Here is a 16,367-nt window from a genome sequence, read left to right as displayed (position 1 = left end):
CTTCAGACTGCAAGATCGTTGACACTTAAAATAGCCAATAAAATGGAGACGATGATACCGGCGATCATCAATCCCAGGGAAATTATCAAGGCCGGCTCCAGCAAGGCCAGCATGCGCTGAATGGTGGTTTTCAGCTGTTTGTCGTAAATCACCGCGATACGCAGCAGCATTTCTTCCAACTTGCCGGTTTCCTCGCCCATTTTAATCATTTGCACCGCCAACTTGGGAAACAGGTTTTGCTTGGCCAAGGCGTCGGCCATGGTACGGCCTTGCTTCAATTGTTCTTCCGCATCCGCCAGCAATGCTTCCAACACGGTGTTGCTAACGGTTTCCCGCACGATACCCAGCGATTTCAGAATGGATACCCCGTTACCCAGCAAGGTGCCGAAAGTACGGCTGAAATTGGCGGTTTCCATGTTGATGACGATCTCGCCGAACAAGGGCGCGCGCAGGAAACGCCGGTCCCAGCTTTTTTTGCTGACCGGATTGCTCAATTGCGACTTCATTATTTGCACCGCACTCAAACCTATCAGCAGTATCAACCACCAGTAGCCCTGTAAAAATTCCGCCAGCCATACCACGATTTGGGTGGGAACCGGCAAGGCCTGGCCGGCGCTTTCGAACATTTCCTTGAACTGCGGCACCACGAAAGTCAGCATCACAAACAGGGACGCCAACGACATCAATAGCAAAATGGCCGGATAGATCAAGGCCGTGCTGACCGTATCCTTCAACTCCTGACTGCGCTCCATGTAATCGCCCAGACGCTGCAACACGCCGCCCAGATTGCCGCCCAGTTCGCCGGCCCTGATCATGTTCAGGTAAAACTTGGAAAACACCCCGCTCTGGCATTCCAGCGCATCGGCCAAGGCCTTGCCGGCCTTGACCTTTTCCAGCACATTGGCCACCAGCTTGTTCAATTTGGGATTGTCTTCGGTCAGCTGCAACAATATCGTCAACGAGCGATCCAGCGGCAAACCGGATTCCAGCAGAGTCGCCAATTCGCCGGTCAGCAGACCGATTTCCTTGTTGGACAAACGCACGGCGGCCGATTTGAGCCTGAAACCCAGGAAGGTTTTATCCTTGGCGAGCTCGATGCGGATGGGAATCAAGCCTTGGCTTTGCAGTTCCAGCAACAGGCCGTGTTCATCCTGGGCATCCCGCACGCCCTCCTCGGTCAGCCCCTGGCTGTTAACTACCTTGTAGGAAAATAATGGCATGCGGAATAAAGTGTTGAGAGAAAAATAAAACCAATGACCATGCTCACGGCAAATGTTGGCTGCATTTTACGTCATTACCGGGGTTAATTGATCATCGATCCGTTTGAAGCCATGGACCGGGAGCGTTGAGTCGGTTCACACTCCGCGGCGACCCAAGGCCTAAGGCACTTAACGATATCCCCAAATGATCACCGGCTTGCTGTTGGGTATAACCGTTTTCAAGTACCAACTTGGCCGCATCATACTTAAATTCCAACCTATATTTGGGGCGTTTGTGTTTGTTGCTCTCGCTCATATTCACCTCTAAAGACAGTATAAACAGTGTCTTTCGAAGTGTCCGGGATGATTAAACCGTTTCATCCATAAACCGGTTCATACAGCTCCTCCAAGCATCACGGTAATTAAATCAGTATGGGCACAAGCCGAAGTTGCGGTTCAATATTTCTAGCGCAAAAAATTAGCGGCCATTCGGTGTACTTCAACCCTGTGACGACCGAAAACCCGATTTCCCGGTGAATTTGGCCGAAAACCGTTATGCAGCAGGCATTTTTTTCATTGAATTAGCAGAAAAAATCTATGCCAGGAAGACAGTGTTGATCAGAGCGAAGCAGTATCGGCGCGGATGGTTTGAGCTGGCAGCAGTAGTCATCAATCTACCGTTAGCTTATAGACCTGTTCTTGCATGCGGCTCAAACCCCGCTGGCGGAAATGCGGTTCGTCATCCAATACGTCTTTGGTGGCTAACAACTCGACCTCGCACCAGCCGCCGTAAAGCTCACCCACTTCGGCGGTCGGCACGCTAAAAGGCGGGCCTTGCATTTCCCATTGGGGATAATCAAACGCGACCAACAAAATCCGAGTACCCGGTTTAAGCAATTGCCGCATGCGCGCCGCATACGCGGCCCGCATCACCGGCGGCAACGCCACCAGGGATGCGCGATCCCAAACCGCCGCGACGTCGCCGACATCGTTGAAGCCAAGCTGAAAAAAATCGCCGCAAAACAGCCTCAGGCCGTCTAATTGGTGAACCGTGAAATTCTCCTTCCGGCATTCATGCGCCGACAGGCCATTTTCGGCGAAAAACGCCTTTACCGCCACGGAACTCAGTTCGACGCCCTTCACACTGTAGCCTTGGGCCATCAGCCACAATATGTCCCGGCTTTTGCCGCACAATGGCACAAACACCGTTTCGCCCTGGACAACCTGCAGCGCCGGCCAATGTCGCTGCAAATGTTCATTAAACGCCTCGGCGTGAAAACCGATTTGATTTTGCCGCCAACGTTCGTGCCAAAAAGCCTGATCCATTTCAAGTCCCGTTATTTTCCAGCGTATGAATCGCTAAAACCTCAAGTAAAATTCCTGACGCATTGCCTTGCAAATGCCCTGATGGATAAACCCAGATTTTGGTATTTATCGAACAGCTGATCCAAATCCATTGGATTCATATACACATACACGCCGCATCCGGTCATGGCAACGAACTCCCGACTCAAGGTTTCTATGAATGCGAAGCGTTCGACATACATTTCATTGATTTCATTTGAATTTTCCATGGCACCCACCACTTAAAAACGGCTTGATCACGCCAAGGAAACAGCATAAGCAAAGCCATAATTTTAATTTTTTTTGAAATCAATCACATAAATCAGTGCCCGACAAAAACTTATCTTTTTATTGTGACAAGCAACACATCGACTGCCACGGATGTCAGTCCGCGCGCCAAATCTGTCACAAGTCATTCCGCATTTACCGCCGCCCTCCTGATCCGCGCTCAATTTTTGGCTTTGCTGACCCAAACAGAATCCAAATTAAGGGTTTTCTTGACCCTTGCGGCATAAGCGGCTGCTTCATATTGACTTTTGAAACCATCGACGCTCAGCCGGTACCAAGTTTCGCCCTTGGAATCCGATTTTACGACAGTAGCCGGCACGCCCTTGCCGGCAAATTCCTCCGCTTTGCGCTTGGCATACCAATCCTGTTTGAACGCCACCAGATTGACTACCCAATTTTCCCGCGCCACTGGAGGCGTTTTGGGTGCGGGCTTGGCCACGGGCGCGCTGCTGACCTTGTTTTTTTCCAACGCCGCAACCTTGCTTTGCAGCAACTCTATCGCCGCCCCCATTTGCATGTCTTGATTGCTTAATTCCGTAAGCTGTTTGCCCAAATCGCCGCTTGGCTTACCGGCGCCGGCCTGAGACTTGGTCAGTTCGGCTATCTGTTCGCTGATGACGCTGTTTGCGCGTGACAATTCGTCCAGCTGATTACGCAACATCTCTTTTTCGGCGGCTTCGGCCGCCGGGTCGGTATTGATCTGAGATTGGATTTTGTGCAAATACTCGACGACTTGACCAAGCTGGGATTTGGCCACATAGCCTTGATAGCCCAAACCGCCGCCCATCACCAACGCAATTACGGCTATCGCGTTTGCCACATAGGCCGACACCGGTTTTTTATTGTTCAGGGCATCAATAGTGCGCTTGGCCTTTTTTTGTTCGGTTTGCAGCTTGTCGACCGCATCCGCCAACGGCGTCAATTCGTCCTTACTGTGCTTAAGCTGTAGCTCGGACCTTAAATGAGCCTGCTGCTTGACCAAATCGTTGATTTGATTGCCCAACCCGGCAATCAAAGCGGCATACTCCACCTCGGCTGCATTGCTTTCCCGTTCCGCCCGCCGCTGGTCGCCAACGCCGGCTGTTTCGTTTTGAACGGACTCGACGCTTTCGGTTTCGCTAACTGGCGAATCCGCTTCCTCGAGTTCAATAGACGACTCGTCGCCGGCAAGGGTATCGTCAATTTCAGGCCGCTGCTCTAGTTCTGCGCTTGAGGCAAGCCCGGATTGAATCGGCCTCGCGGCTTCAGGCACCGATTTCTCATCCTCGGCAAACTCGTCTTCCACGGAGATGTCAAAGTCGGCCAGCAAAAAATCGGCGCGATCATGCCCGGCCTGGACAGTATCCTCGGAGAATTCATCAATTTCGGCCATATCCGCCAATACGTCGCCGCCAGCCGGCATGTCCGCCGTAATTTCCGGCGGATCGACCACCTGTTCGGGAAAGGTTTCAAGGTCCCCGGCAAGCTCCAATACCGCCTGATCGACATTATCCGCCGCTAATACATCGAGTGGCGGCAATGGCTCGGCTTGAATGGTTTTGTTTTGCTTGGGATTGATTTGGATATCCGCAATCAGATCGTCTATGTCATCGCCGAATTCATCGAACTCGGTCGCCAGCTTTTCATCCGGACTGGGCTCGATCGCAATCAGCCCATCGATGTCATCGAAGCGGGATTCCTCGGCTTCCTCGACCGGCTCGAAAGCATCGCCGATCAAAAGCCGGTCTATGGCATCATCATCGATCAAACCTGCTTCATGTTCGGCCGCGCCGTCTAGATTCAGCATGGAGTCCAAATCGTCCGCGAAGCTGTCTTGCGGCTTTTGGTTTTTATCATTTTTGGATTGCGCCATTACTCACCCCACGACCGCATGCATTGCGGATACCAAATCCATATCAAAATCTGCCTTTTATTTATTGGCCGTCAGCAAGGCATTGACCTGATGGCGCAACTTGATCCGGATCCCGTCAAAACCCGCTTCGCTCAGTTGCCGCAAAGCCACCGACTCACGCATGAGGTGATTTTCCGATTCGTCATTGAACAGGTGAATAATCCACTGCTCCAGCAAATCCAGGCGATTGATTTGCGTCAACACCTTGAAATAGCCGGCCACCTCGGCTTGAGTGCCGCGCGTGTGCGCGCCGACATCATCCAAGGCATAACGGTCGCCATTGACGAATAGACCTCCCGACTTCAATACCCGATAAATTTCCGATATCACTTGCCGGCGATAGTCCGCTTCGAAGTTGTGCAGGGTATAAGCCGAAGCCACGACATCGACGCTCTCGTTGTTCAACATTCTCAAGGCACTCAAGGCATCTTGACCGGAAAACTCCAATCGCCCACTGTCCGCCCAGGTTTGCAAACTCTGCTTGGCCTGACTTTGCATGGTGGGCTCGCTGTCCACGCTCAATACCCGTAGGCGTTCATCCGCGCTCAGGATAGACAAGGTGGTTATGCCGGTACCGCCCCCCAATTCAACTACCCATTGAGGCTCCGGCTTCAGCTGGCAGTATTCGCCCACTTCAAGCCCAACCAGTCGGCTCATTTCGGTAGACATTGGACATATCAGCTTCAACAGCTCATATTCCCGACCGATCACGCCGGAAAACATTGCATCAAAAGAATTAGCGGCCATCATGATTGAGATTTGAGTTTTTGCTTGGCTTCATAGACGGCCAACTGTTCAGGGCTGGCATCGGTTTGATATCGATCCTTCCAGGCGCCGTAGGGCATGCCATAGACGATCTCCCTGGCCTGCTCGTAACCGACGTCCATCCCTCGCTCGACAGCCGCCTCCGCATACCATTTGGCCAGACAATTCCGGCAAAAATCCGCCAATATCATTAAATCTATGTTCTGAACCTCGGTATGTTGCTGTAAATGTCCCAACAATCGCCGGAAAGCCGCCGCTTCCAATTCAACCGTTTCATCATGCATGGCACTCCTCCCAAATGCCGTATTTTATCAGTAAAGCGGTTGGCCTCATGTACATTTGCGGACAAAGATTCTACAATTGCCCATTATTTCAGCTGTCCGAACCGTTAACGCGTGAACATCATACACAGTTCATCCCTGGCTGCTTATCCCGTCGGCTTCCACAAACCGGAACAGGATCGTTTTACCCAAAAACCGCTCCAACCCGACGCGTTTAGCCAGCAGGCGACGGATGTTCCAAATAAAGCGCATGCCGCGGCATCCACGCCGGAACAGATAAAAACCGCTCTTGCCGATGCCGGATTAAACCCTCGTAATCCTGATTCCCAAGGCGGCGACGCCAATTCCAATAAAGCCATGCAGGCTTACCAGCAGTCTAGCAAACTGGCCGGTCAGCAACGGCTTGAAAACCTGATATCCCGCGTCGACTATTACGCTTAACCCTTCCCTACCATCGCCCACCTACTGCCTTAAATGAAGCCTTTTTTAGAATTTTTTCCGATCATTTTGTTTTTCATTGCTTATAAGTTTTACGACATTTACGTTGCCACGGCCACGGTGATTGCCGCGACCGTCGTGCAAGTCAGCATATACTGGCTTAAATACCGTAAAGTGGAAACCATGCAATGGATCACCTTGGGTCTGATTCTGGTCATGGGTGGCGCCACGCTTTATCTACAGGACGAACAATTCATCAAATGGAAACTCAGCATTATCGAATGGCTATTTGGCGTAGCCTTCCTGGCCAGCCAGTTCATCGGTTCCAAGCCTTTTATTGAACGCATGATGGGCGCTAATCTGGAATTACCCGCCCCTATCTGGAAGCGTCTGAATCTGAGCTGGGCTCTGTTTTTCATCGGCATCGGCTTCCTGAACCTTTATGTCATGTACCATTTCAACACCGACGACTGGGTCAATTTCAAAACTTTTGGCGTACCCGGCCTAATGCTGGTTTTTATTGTGGTGCAAATGGCCTTTCTCTATAAATACGCACCCGAAACAGAGGCAAAAAAATAATGCTTTACGCCGTCATCAGCGAAGATGTCAACGACAGCCTGGCAAGAAGATTGGCGGCCCGCCCGGCCCATTTACTCCGGCTGCAAGAGTTACAAGACCAAGGCCGCTTGATTCTGGCCGGCCCACACCCCGCAATAGACACGGAGAATCCCGCGGATGCGGGCTTTACCGGTAGCTTGGTGGTAGCCGAATTCGCCAACCTGTCGGAAGCCCGAAAATGGGCCGACGCCGATCCCTATTTAGCAGCAGGCGTTTACGCCCGCGTTACCGTCAAACCCTTCAAACAAGTATTTCCGCAATGACCACAAACACCATAAGACAAAAACTGGAAGAAGCTCTTAAGCCCGATTTAATTGAAATTATCGACCATAGCGCCGCACACGCCGGTCATGCCGGCAATAAGGGCGGCGGTCACTACAATGTCACCATCGTGTCCGAGCAGTTTGAGGGCAAATCCCTGGTTCAGCGCCACCAATTGATATACCAAATCATGGGCGACATGATGAAAGACGAGATCCACGCCCTCGGTATTAATGCATTAACCCCAACAGAAAACAGCAAAGGAAATTAAGCAATGAAACTGAAACTGATCCCACTGATACTGGCCAGTGCAACCCTGTTACCCGGCTGCTTTGAAGAGAAAACCAATGATGCCGTCGCCACTGCGCCCACCGTCAGCAAGGAAGACGCGGTAGCTTCAGTCAACGGCGTATATATCAGCAAAAAGACCTTGGAAACCTTGGAGAAGGAAATTGCCGAGCGTAGCCAGGGCCAAACTTTCCCCAGGGAACAATTGCTGGAAGAACTTATTCAGCGCGAATTATTGATTCAGCAAGCCCTGCAAAAACAGCTGGACAAGTCACCGGAAGTCATCGAGCGCATGGCAACCGTCAGGAACTCACTGTTGTCGCAAGCAGCCTTGCAGGATTACCTGAAAGCCAATCCGGTAACGGACGAGGAAATCAAGGCTGAATACGATTCCAAAATGGCCAATATGGGCGAAGAATACAAAGCCAGCCACATTTTGGTCAAAACCGAAGACGAAGCCAAAAAAATTATCGCGGAGTTGGAAAAAGGCGGCGACTTTAAAGCGCTGGCCAAAAAACACTCCATAGACCCGGCGGGTTCGGATGGTGGCGACTTGGGCTGGTTTACCGCTGATCGCATGGTACCCCCTTTCTCCGAAGCGGTGGTCGCCATGGAAAACGGCAAATTCAGCAAGGAACCGGTACAAACCCAATTCGGCTGGCACGTTATTCTGAGAGAAGAGGCCAGAGCATTGACACCGCCGCCGCTGGACGCGGTAAAAGAACAAATCCGTCCCATGCTGCAACGCCAAAAAGCGCAAGCCATGATAGAAAATCTGCGCAACGGCGCCAAGGTTGAAGTTCTGCTGGCGCCGGAACCGAAACCAGCCGAACCGCAAGTCGGCGAGGAAGCCGCGGCCCCGGCGGCGCCGAAGTCTGAAAGCCTCGACGCTCAAACCACTAACGATGGCGCACCCACCCCGGCGGAAACCGATTCAACCACCACCGAGGCAACACCCGCTGGCGAATCTGCGCAAGAACAACCCAAAGCCGCCGAATAACGGGGCAAAAAAAAAGCAGGATGGAAGCCCATCCTGCTTTTTGCATGGCAAGAGTATCCAGGATACTCTTACATAGCTATCCGCATCATGCCGGTTGCATAACATGCTGGCGGCATGCCTTTTCATCCAGCAAGCTTTTGATGCTTTGGCTGCATTTTCCGCAAACCCCACCCGCACCGGTACACTGCATTAATTGCCTGCGCGTACACGCGCCTTGATCGATTGCCTGAGCTACTTGGCTGTCGGTAACAGCTTTACAAACACAAACGTACATGGTGACCTCGCTAATCAATACACGATACTAATGATAACAATTATCATTTAAAAGTAAAGCGCCTGATTAACAAATTGTTCACAATTTTGAAACCGAATAGTTAAACCTTTAAAAAACCACGCAAACATTAGGAAATACGCGGGATGGCGGGATTGGCATTCATTGCAAAAGCGCATTTGTTCGTGCTTAAATAGCCCGCTAAAAATTTCATCATTATTTCAGAGCCCATGATGCAAGACTACCAAAGCCAAAAACCTATCGTGCTTGACATACTGGATACCCATAAAACCATGCCGGGCAATCTGCTTCCCATTCTTCACGGCATTCAGGATACCTTGGGCTATATTCCCGTCTCCGCCGTAGAAGACATAGCCAAAGCCCTCTATCTTTCCAAGGCGGAAGTACACGGCGTCATCAGCTTTTATCATTATTTCCGCACCACTCCACCGGGTAAACATACGATACGCATCTGCCGGGCCGAATCCTGTCAGGCCATGAACAGCAAGGCACTGGAAAATCACGCCAAACAAAGCCTGGGTATCGGTTTCCACGAAACCACATCGGATGAACAATTTTCCCTCGAGCCTGTCTACTGCCTCGGCAATTGCGCCTGCTCGCCGTCCATGACCATCGACAGTGAAGTCTACGGCCGCGTTACTCCGGAAAAATTCGATCAACTTGTAGCTGCATGCAAAGGTACCAAATAATGACCCGTTTATTCGTCTCCCGCGACTCCACCGCGCTATCCCTGGGCGCGGAACAGGTGGTAAAAGCCATACAGCAGCATGCCGGTCAACAAGCACTCGACGTTCAAATAGTCCGCAATGGTTCGCGCGGCCTATTTTGGTTGGAACCCCTGATTGAAGTCGAAACGGCTCGGGGCCGAATCGCTTATGGCCCCGTTCAGGCCGGCGATGTGGAAGAACTGCTGAAAAACGGCCTGTTGGAAGGCAAATCGCATCCGCTTTGCTTGGGCGACATCGAACAACTACCCTATTTCAAAAACCAAAATCGGCTGACCTTTGCCCGCGTGGGCCTGACCGACCCGGTCGACCTGGATGACTACCTAGCGCATGACGGTTACAGGGGGCTGAAAAACGCCGTGAACATGGCGCAAGCGGACATCGTCAAGCAAGTAACCGACTCAGGGCTGCGCGGACGCGGAGGCGCGGCGTTTCCAACCGGTATCAAATGGAACACCGTACTGAACGCGCCGGCGGAGCAAAAATACATTGTCTGCAACGCCGACGAAGGCGATTCCGGCACCTTCTCCGACCGCATGATCATGGAAGGCGACCCCTTCGTACTGATCGAAGGCATGACCATCGCCGGGCTGGCCGTCGGCGCCACTCAGGGCTACATCTACCTGCGCATCGAATATCCGCATGCCAAGATCACCCTGAATCAAGCCATAGCAGCCGCTTACCAAAACGGCTACCTGGGCGAAAACATCCAGGGCAGCGGCAAAACCTTCCACCTGGAAGTACGCAGCGGTGCCGGCGCCTACATCTGCGGCGAGGAAACCTCGCTATTGGAAAGCCTGGAAGGCAAGCGCGGACTGGTACGCTTCAAGCCGCCACTGCCCGCCATCGTCGGCCTGTTCGGCAAACCAACCATTGTCAACAACGTGATCTCGCTGGCTTCAATTCCCGTAATTCTGGACAAGGGCGGCGAATACTACCGCGATTACGGCATGGGCCGTTCGCGCGGCACCCTGCCCCTGCAATTGGCCGGCAATATCAAACATCCGGGTTTGTTTGAAGTCGCTTTCGGCATGACCTTGCGGGAGCTGCTTTACGATTACGGCGGCGGCTCCGCCAGCGGTCGCCCCATCCGGGCTGTACAGGTTGGCGGCCCCTTGGGCGCTTATCTACACGAAGGCCAGTTCGACACTCCATTGGATTACGAAGCCTTTGCCGCCATTTCAGCCGTGCTCGGTCATGGCGGCATCGTCGTGCATGACGACAACGTGAATATGGCGGATATGGCCCGCTATGCAATGGAGTTTTGCGTGGAAGAATCCTGCGGCAAATGCACACCCTGCCGCATCGGCTCAACGCGCGGCGTTGAAGTGATAGACCGCATCGTCAATGATGTACAAAAGGATAAAAATACCGAACTGCTTCGGGACTTGTGCGACACCATGGTCTGCGGCTCTTTGTGTGCGATGGGCGGCATGACACCGTATCCGGTGTTAAGCGCGCTGAATCATTTCCCAGAAGACTTTGGCCAACCAAAATCCGCCAGAGCCTGATCGATTACCAGGAGTTAGCTTATGTCAGCCAATAACGAAATAGATTACGGTACCCCCGCAAGCGCGGCGGAAAATCAGATCACTCTGCAGATCGACGGCCACTCGGTCACTGTCAATGCCGGCACATCCGTGATGCGCGCCGCCGCCGAAGCCGGAATCAGCATTCCCAAGCTGTGCGCCACCGATAGCCTGGAGCCGTTCGGCTCCTGCCGCATGTGTCTGGTGCAAATCGAGGGTGCCCGAGGCTATCCCGCCTCCTGCACCACGCCGGTCGCGGAAGGCATGAAAGTTTGCACGCAAAACGACAAACTGGCCACCATCCGTCGCGGCATCGCCGAACTCTACATTTCAGACCATCCGTTGGACTGCCTGACCTGCGCGGCCAACGGCGATTGCGAATTGCAGGATACCGTCGGCCAGGTAGGTTTGCGCGAAGTGCGTTACGGCTTCGACGGCGAAAACCACCTCGGCGCCGAAAAAGACACCAGCAACCCCTACTTCACTTTCGACCCGTCCAAATGCATCGTCTGTTCGCGTTGCGTCAGAGCCTGCGAGGAAACTCAAGGCACTTTCGCGCTGACCATAGGCGGACGTGGTTTTGAATCGCACGTGTCACCGGGTCAGGACCAAGCCTTTATGGAGTCCGAATGCGTGTCCTGCGGTGCCTGCGTACAGGCCTGTCCGACCGCGACGCTGATGGAAAAATCAGTCATCGACCACGGGGTGCCAGAGCACAGCACCATTACCACCTGCGCCTATTGCGGCGTCGGCTGCTCGTTTAAAGCCGAAATGAAGGGCGAACAACTGGTACGCATGGTGCCGGACAAAAACGGTCAGGCCAACCACGGACACTCCTGCGTCAAGGGCCGCTTCGCCTTCGGATATGCCACCCACAAGGATCGCATCACCACCCCGATGGTCCGTGACAAAATCAGCGATGCCTGGCGCGAAGTCAGTTGGGAAGAAGCCATTTCGTTTGCCGCCGAGCGTCTGAAACAAATCCAGGCCAAATACGGCAAGGATGCCGTTGGCGGCATCACGTCGTCCCGTTGCACCAACGAAGAAACCTATCTGGTGCAAAAACTAATACGCGCCGGTTTCGGCAACAACAACGTCGACACCTGCGCCCGGGTTTGCCACTCCCCCACCGGTTACGGATTGAAGAACACCTTCGGCGAATCCTCCGGCACTCAAACCTTTGACTCGGTGATGAAAGCCGACGTGATCATGGTGATAGGCGCCAACCCAACCGACGGTCATCCCGTGTTCGGCTCCCTGATGAAGCGTAGGTTGCGCCAAGGCGCCAAACTGATCGTCGTCGACCCGCGCAGCATAGACTTGGTACGCAACAGCCCGCACGTCAAGGCCGACTATCATTTAAAACTGCGTCCCGGCACCAACGTTGCCGTCGTTACGGCCCTGGCTCACGTGATCGTCACCGAAGGCTTGGCCGACGAAGCGTTTGCACTCGAGCGTTGCGATGTCGAATCTTTCAGCAAATGGAAAACCTTCGTCTCCCTGCCGCAAAATTCGCCGGAAGCCGTCGCCGACATCACCGGCGTTGACGCCGAAACCCTGCGCGCGGCGGCCCGCCTGTATGCCACCGCCCCCAACGGTGCCATTTATTACGGCCTGGGCGTAACCGAGCACAGCCAGGGTTCCACCACCGTCATCGGCATCGCCAACTTGGCCATGGCCACCGGCAACGTTGGTCGCGACGGCGTCGGCGTGAACCCTCTGCGCGGGCAAAACAATGTGCAAGGCTCCTGCGACATGGGTTCTTTCCCGCACGAATTCGTCGGCTACCGCCACGTATCCGACGGCGAAACCCGCGCCCAATTCGAAGCCGCTTGGGGCGTTACGCTAGCCTCCGAACCCGGCCTGCGCATTCCCAACATGTTTGCCGCCGCCATAGACGGCACCTTTAAAGGCCTGTACGTGCAAGGCGAAGACATTGCTCAATCCGACCCGGACACCCAGCACGTACATCACGCGCTGCGCGAACTGGAATGCTTGATCGTGCAGGATATATTCTTGAATGAAACCGCCAAATTCGCCCATGTGTTCCTGCCCGGTTCATCCTTCCTGGAGAAAAACGGTACTTTCACCAATGCCGAGCGGCGCATTTCGCCGGTGCGCAAAGTCATGACGCCGCTGGCCGGCAAGGAAGACTGGGAAGTCACCCAGGATTTGGCCAACGCGCTGGGTTATCCGATGCATTACAGCCATCCAGCGGAAATCATGGCGGAAATCGCCAGTCTGACTCCCCAGTTCGCTGGTGTCACTTACGAAAAAATCGACGCCATGGGCAGTATTCAATGGCCTTGCAACGAAGACGCACCGAACGGCACCCCCATCATGCATACCGATCAATTCGTGCGCGGCAAGGGTCGTTTCATGCTGACCGAGTACATTCCCACCCAGGAACGCACCAACAGCAAATACCCGTTGATCCTGACCACCGGCCGTATCCTGTCGCAATACAATGTCGGCGCGCAAACACGTCGCACCGAAAACGTGGCTTGGCACGACGAGGACCGGCTGGAGATCCATCCACACGACGCCGAGGTGCTGGGCATTGCCGACGGCGACTGGGTAGGGGTAAAAAGCCGCACCGGCGAAACCGTCATGCATGCGGTCATTACCGACAGAATGCAGCCGGGCGTGGTCTACACCACTTTCCACTTCCCGCATTCCGGCGCCAACGTCATCACCACCGACAACTCGGACTGGGCCACCAACTGTCCGGAATACAAAGTCACCGCCGTGCATGTGGCCAAGGTAGCGCAACCGTCGGAATGGCAACAGCAATACCGCAGCTTCTCCGACAATCAGCAGTCTCTGTTGGACAATCGCATCACCGCCGTGGAATAGCGCTTCCCCGTGTCTATGGATGCCATCAGCGAGTTGGGCTGGGCCAGTTATCGAAAGGGGCAATACGATGTCTGGCGCGGCCCAAGCCACCAATACAAGGAAGACTCGGTAGCCGAGGAAGTGCCGGTAGTGTTGGTCTACAACACCGTTCCGCACGTAGTCATGCTGACCACGCCGTTGAATCTGGAAGACTTTGCGCTGGGATTCAGCCTGACCGAAGGCATCATTCGACACCCGTCGGAAATGCTGACGGTGCGGGTGGTGCAGCGTTCCAAGGGCATAGAAGTGCGCATGACGATCCCGGAACCGCGTTTCGACAGCATGCACGACAAGGGCCGTAATATGACGGGCCGCACGGGTTGCGGCCTATGCGGCGCCACCTCGCTGGAACAGGCAATTCGCCGCCCCAGACCGGTGGGCCAAGGCTTGCCCTTGGCGGCGGAAACCCTGGTCACGGCCTTGCGCGACATGCCCGGCAAACAAACCCTCAATCTAAAGACCGGTGCCGTGCATGCCGCGGCTTGGCTGGACCCCGTCCTCGGCATTACCGCCGTCCGCGAAGATGTCGGCCGGCATAACGCCCTGGACAAATTAATCGGCGCCTTGGCCAAAGCCGGCTGTAATTTCGATCAGGGCTGGTGCCTGGTGACCAGCCGCGCCAGCTTCGAAATGGTGCAAAAAGCCGCCAGCGTCGGCATCACCTTGCTGGCCGCCATTTCGGCTCCCACCGGCTTGGCCATACAATTGGCCGACGAATGCGGATTAACCCTGGTCGGCTTCGCCCGTAACGAAAATCACGTTATTTATACTCACCCCCACCGTTTACAACATACCCAAGCATCGGTCGCATAACATGGAAAAAAGCAATTTAATCAAAATGGCCAACGACATCGGCTCTTTTTTCAAATCGGAACCCGACAGAGCCCTGGCCATTCAAGGCGTGGAACAACACATCAGAAATTTCTGGGAACCCCGCATGCGCAAGGAAATCATCGAATACCTGGAAAAAGGCGGCACCGAGCTGATGGACATCGTGGCGGAAGCCGTTAAAAAATTGGTGAAGTAGCGCGGCGACGCCGACATTTATTAACCCACGGCTTATCCGAAGCGATGCAGCCGTGGAGAACATAGAAATACCCCCAAACCGGGTGCTTGCCAGCCTTATCAACTCAAAACAGCCCGCTACAGCGTGGTTGGTTCGCAAACACCTTGCAGCACTCAAGGCTCTGGTAGAAGCGACGCGCAATCGCTATTCTAAGCCATCATTGCGACTGGGCGTCGCTCCTACTACCAAACGCACCTCATTGGCCGGAACGATGCCGTGCCATCATGATCGTTAGCTTGGCTTTTTCAGCCGACAAAATTCCCCCGCAGCAGCCATCCGAACTCTTTACCCGCCAGCCAAGCCTTTTGCATTCGCCGCGCCTTGGTATCGATTGGCCGCATGTCTACGCAAAGCGGCCTGATTGTGATAAACCTTACAAACGTTCGTGAATTAAATCCCGCCTTCCGCCCGCTCATCATAGCCTTCACGCCTTGTTTTCCGCCGTACGGCCATCCAAATGCCAACAAGCGACGGAACTGGATTGATTATTGCTAAAGCTGAATAAGCATTCGTTATTCATCAGGAGTCCATCCATGTCCAATTCCGTATTTTCCGAGATCCTCAGCGGTCTGTATGACAATCAAGTCGTGCCTTATCTGGGGCCTGGAGTATTGTTCGATGCCGTCAGCAAAGTCAACGGCGCACCGATGCCGGCCGATAGCGATAGCCTGATTTTGGCCATGAACGGCGGCAAACCGATGGCACCCAAACTGATGTACGAATTTCCGCGCGCGGCGATGAATCAGGAACTCAAACGCGGCCGAAACTTCCTAGGCCAGTTCCTGGATAAAACCTATAGAGACACCAAATACAGCCGCGCCGCGATTCACGATTGGCTGGCGGAGTGGAAACCCAATTATGTGGTGGACATCAACCGCGACACCCAACTGCAAGACACTTATGCAGACGAGGAACACACCCTGATTGTCGGCCTGGCGCGGGTAGTCGGCAACGATTATCGCTTCAAAATTTATCAATACGACGGGCAAAGTTATTTCAATATCGAACAAAGTCAGGTCGATAAAAAGCTGCCCATCCTGTTCAAACCCATGGGTACACCGGTACCGGAATCCAACTATGTGGCTTCGGACGCCGACTACGTCGATTACATCACCGAATTGATGGGCGGATTTGCGATTCCGGATTTTCTGAAGGAATACCGAAAAGGCAAAAAATATCTGCTGATAGGGCTCCCGTTAAACCGCGACTCCGAACGCATGGTGATGAGCGACATCACTTACGACGCCGACTCGCATAGAGGTTGGTTTTTGCGCAAAAACCCCACCGACAAGGAAAAACGCTTTGCCGCCAAACTGGGCTTTGAGTTGGTCGACGCCGATTGCAGGGATTTGCTGGATCAACTGCAAACCCGACAAGCCGCCTGAGGACAATGAGGTTGCCAACGCCCTGGCAATTGAAATCTGTCAGGGAAAAGGCCTAATTTAGGGTAAAACATAGGCTCATGAAAAAACTTATGCAACCAAACG

18 protein-coding genes are annotated in these 16,367 nt (G+C 53.7%); 11 read left to right on the top strand and 7 right to left on the bottom strand.

Annotation, left to right across the window (positions count from 1 at the left end; genetic code table 11):
* Window positions 1–2: 2 nt before the first annotated feature.
* The 6 genes from NP590_RS13025 to NP590_RS13000 form a co-directional block, all read right to left on the bottom strand.
* The gene (locus NP590_RS13025) at window positions 3–1,220 is read right to left on the bottom strand and encodes a type II secretion system F family protein (protein WP_256602903.1); all 1,218 of its coding nucleotides are present in this window, start codon (window positions 1,218–1,220) and stop codon (window positions 3–5) included.
* Window positions 1,221–1,868: 648 nt separating this feature from the next.
* Window positions 1,869–2,525 carry a thiopurine S-methyltransferase gene (locus NP590_RS13020; RefSeq protein WP_256602902.1) on the bottom strand — a complete coding sequence of 219 codons (657 nt, stop codon included), beginning with the start codon at window positions 2,523–2,525 and terminating at the stop codon, window positions 1,869–1,871.
* Window positions 2,526–2,566: 41 nt separating this feature from the next.
* Entirely contained in the window at window positions 2,567–2,773 is a 207-nt protein-coding gene (locus tag NP590_RS13015; RefSeq protein ID WP_256602898.1) for a hypothetical protein, read from the bottom strand.
* 218 nt (window positions 2,774–2,991) lie between these two features.
* Complete coding sequence (locus NP590_RS13010; RefSeq protein ID WP_256602897.1) at window positions 2,992–4,683, bottom strand: SPOR domain-containing protein; 1,692 nt, start codon at window positions 4,681–4,683, stop codon at window positions 2,992–2,994.
* A gap of 57 nt (window positions 4,684–4,740) precedes the next feature.
* Window positions 4,741–5,391, bottom strand: a complete 651-nt coding sequence (locus NP590_RS13005) for a class I SAM-dependent methyltransferase (protein WP_371927303.1) — start codon at window positions 5,389–5,391, stop codon at window positions 4,741–4,743.
* A 77-nt stretch (window positions 5,392–5,468) separates the two neighbouring features.
* Complete coding sequence (locus NP590_RS13000; RefSeq protein WP_256602892.1) at window positions 5,469–5,771, bottom strand: DUF1244 domain-containing protein; 303 nt, start codon at window positions 5,769–5,771, stop codon at window positions 5,469–5,471.
* Between the two features lie 111 nt (window positions 5,772–5,882).
* Here NP590_RS13000 and NP590_RS12995 point away from each other — a divergent pair, with 111 nt between their 5' ends.
* The 5 genes from NP590_RS12995 to NP590_RS12975 are packed head-to-tail and all read left to right on the top strand — an operon-like array spanning window position 5,883 to window position 8,373.
* The gene (locus tag NP590_RS12995; RefSeq protein WP_256602890.1) at window positions 5,883–6,209 is read left to right on the top strand and encodes a hypothetical protein; all 327 of its coding nucleotides are present in this window, start codon (window positions 5,883–5,885) and stop codon (window positions 6,207–6,209) included.
* 33 nt (window positions 6,210–6,242) lie between these two features.
* Window positions 6,243–6,785, top strand: a complete 543-nt coding sequence (locus tag NP590_RS12990; protein WP_256602889.1) for a septation protein A — start codon at window positions 6,243–6,245, stop codon at window positions 6,783–6,785.
* Complete coding sequence (locus tag NP590_RS12985; protein WP_256602888.1) at window positions 6,785–7,087, top strand: YciI family protein; 303 nt, start codon at window positions 6,785–6,787, stop codon at window positions 7,085–7,087. Before NP590_RS12990 ends, NP590_RS12985 begins: the two co-directional genes overlap by 1 nt.
* Window positions 7,084–7,356 carry a BolA family protein gene (locus tag NP590_RS12980; RefSeq protein ID WP_256602887.1) on the top strand — a complete coding sequence of 91 codons (273 nt, stop codon included), beginning with the start codon at window positions 7,084–7,086 and terminating at the stop codon, window positions 7,354–7,356. Before NP590_RS12985 ends, NP590_RS12980 begins: the two co-directional genes overlap by 4 nt.
* Before the next feature lie 3 nt (window positions 7,357–7,359).
* Window positions 7,360–8,373, top strand: a complete 1,014-nt coding sequence (locus tag NP590_RS12975; protein WP_256602886.1) for a peptidylprolyl isomerase — start codon at window positions 7,360–7,362, stop codon at window positions 8,371–8,373.
* An 85-nt stretch (window positions 8,374–8,458) separates the two neighbouring features.
* Here NP590_RS12975 and NP590_RS12970 read toward each other — a convergent pair whose 3' ends face one another.
* Window positions 8,459–8,647 carry a (2Fe-2S)-binding protein gene (locus tag NP590_RS12970; protein ID WP_256602884.1) on the bottom strand — a complete coding sequence of 63 codons (189 nt, stop codon included), beginning with the start codon at window positions 8,645–8,647 and terminating at the stop codon, window positions 8,459–8,461.
* A 230-nt stretch (window positions 8,648–8,877) separates the two neighbouring features.
* Here NP590_RS12970 and NP590_RS12965 point away from each other — a divergent pair, with 230 nt between their 5' ends.
* The 6 genes from NP590_RS12965 (at window position 8,878) to NP590_RS12940 (ending at window position 16,265) form a co-directional block, all read left to right on the top strand.
* Entirely contained in the window at window positions 8,878–9,354 is a 477-nt protein-coding gene (locus tag NP590_RS12965) for a formate dehydrogenase subunit gamma (protein WP_256602952.1), read from the top strand.
* Window positions 9,354–10,901 (top strand): formate dehydrogenase beta subunit, encoded by a 1,548-nt coding sequence (locus tag NP590_RS12960; protein ID WP_256602883.1) that lies wholly within the window; start codon window positions 9,354–9,356, stop codon window positions 10,899–10,901. The genes NP590_RS12965 and NP590_RS12960 overlap by 1 nt, the downstream gene beginning before the upstream one ends.
* A 21-nt stretch (window positions 10,902–10,922) precedes the next feature.
* Complete coding sequence (fdhF, locus tag NP590_RS12955; protein ID WP_256602882.1) at window positions 10,923–13,775, top strand: formate dehydrogenase subunit alpha; 2,853 nt, start codon at window positions 10,923–10,925, stop codon at window positions 13,773–13,775.
* Window positions 13,776–13,790: 15 nt separating this feature from the next.
* A complete protein-coding gene (gene fdhD / locus NP590_RS12950; RefSeq protein WP_256602951.1) occupies window positions 13,791–14,627 on the top strand; it encodes a formate dehydrogenase accessory sulfurtransferase FdhD in 837 nt (278 codons plus the stop codon).
* Window position 14,628: 1 nt separating this feature from the next.
* A complete protein-coding gene (locus NP590_RS12945) occupies window positions 14,629–14,841 on the top strand; it encodes a formate dehydrogenase subunit delta (RefSeq protein WP_256602881.1) in 213 nt (70 codons plus the stop codon).
* 572 nt (window positions 14,842–15,413) lie between these two features.
* Window positions 15,414–16,265 (top strand): SIR2 family protein, encoded by an 852-nt coding sequence (locus NP590_RS12940; protein WP_256602880.1) that lies wholly within the window; start codon window positions 15,414–15,416, stop codon window positions 16,263–16,265.
* Window positions 16,266–16,367 lie beyond the last annotated feature (102 nt).

The organism is Methylomonas subterranea, from assembly GCF_024505185.1.
Classification (GTDB): Bacteria; Pseudomonadota; Gammaproteobacteria; order Methylococcales; family Methylomonadaceae; genus Methylomonas; species Methylomonas subterranea.
This window is presented reverse-complemented; position numbering and strand designations above follow the sequence as displayed.

What these genes read in the sequence shown, in the direction of transcription:
- NP590_RS13025 (WP_256602903.1), bottom strand. Translation starts at nt 1,220, where the DNA reads ATGCCATTATTTTCCTACAAGGTAGTTAACAGCCAGGGGCTGACCGAG.
- NP590_RS13020 (WP_256602902.1), bottom strand. Translation starts at nt 2,525, where the DNA reads ATGGATCAGGCTTTTTGGCACGAACGTTGGCGGCAAAATCAAATCGGT.
- NP590_RS13015 (WP_256602898.1), bottom strand. Translation starts at nt 2,773, where the DNA reads ATGGAAAATTCAAATGAAATCAATGAAATGTATGTCGAACGCTTCGCA.
- NP590_RS13010 (WP_256602897.1), bottom strand. Translation starts at nt 4,683, where the DNA reads ATGGCGCAATCCAAAAATGATAAAAACCAAAAGCCGCAAGACAGCTTC.
- NP590_RS13005 (WP_371927303.1), bottom strand. Translation starts at nt 5,391, where the DNA reads ATGTCTACCGAAATGAGCCGACTGGTTGGGCTTGAAGTGGGCGAATAC.
- NP590_RS13000 (WP_256602892.1), bottom strand. Translation starts at nt 5,771, where the DNA reads ATGCATGATGAAACGGTTGAATTGGAAGCGGCGGCTTTCCGGCGATTG.
- NP590_RS12990 (WP_256602889.1), top strand. Translation starts at nt 6,243, where the DNA reads ATGAAGCCTTTTTTAGAATTTTTTCCGATCATTTTGTTTTTCATTGCT.
- NP590_RS12985 (WP_256602888.1), top strand. Translation starts at nt 6,785, where the DNA reads ATGCTTTACGCCGTCATCAGCGAAGATGTCAACGACAGCCTGGCAAGA.
- NP590_RS12980 (WP_256602887.1), top strand. Translation starts at nt 7,084, where the DNA reads ATGACCACAAACACCATAAGACAAAAACTGGAAGAAGCTCTTAAGCCC.
- NP590_RS12975 (WP_256602886.1), top strand. Translation starts at nt 7,360, where the DNA reads ATGAAACTGAAACTGATCCCACTGATACTGGCCAGTGCAACCCTGTTA.
- NP590_RS12970 (WP_256602884.1), bottom strand. Translation starts at nt 8,647, where the DNA reads ATGTACGTTTGTGTTTGTAAAGCTGTTACCGACAGCCAAGTAGCTCAG.
- NP590_RS12965 (WP_256602952.1), top strand. Translation starts at nt 8,878, where the DNA reads ATGCAAGACTACCAAAGCCAAAAACCTATCGTGCTTGACATACTGGAT.
- NP590_RS12960 (WP_256602883.1), top strand. Translation starts at nt 9,354, where the DNA reads ATGACCCGTTTATTCGTCTCCCGCGACTCCACCGCGCTATCCCTGGGC.
- fdhF (WP_256602882.1), top strand. Translation starts at nt 10,923, where the DNA reads ATGTCAGCCAATAACGAAATAGATTACGGTACCCCCGCAAGCGCGGCG.
- fdhD (WP_256602951.1), top strand. Translation starts at nt 13,791, where the DNA reads ATGGATGCCATCAGCGAGTTGGGCTGGGCCAGTTATCGAAAGGGGCAA.
- NP590_RS12945 (WP_256602881.1), top strand. Translation starts at nt 14,629, where the DNA reads ATGGAAAAAAGCAATTTAATCAAAATGGCCAACGACATCGGCTCTTTT.
- NP590_RS12940 (WP_256602880.1), top strand. Translation starts at nt 15,414, where the DNA reads ATGTCCAATTCCGTATTTTCCGAGATCCTCAGCGGTCTGTATGACAAT.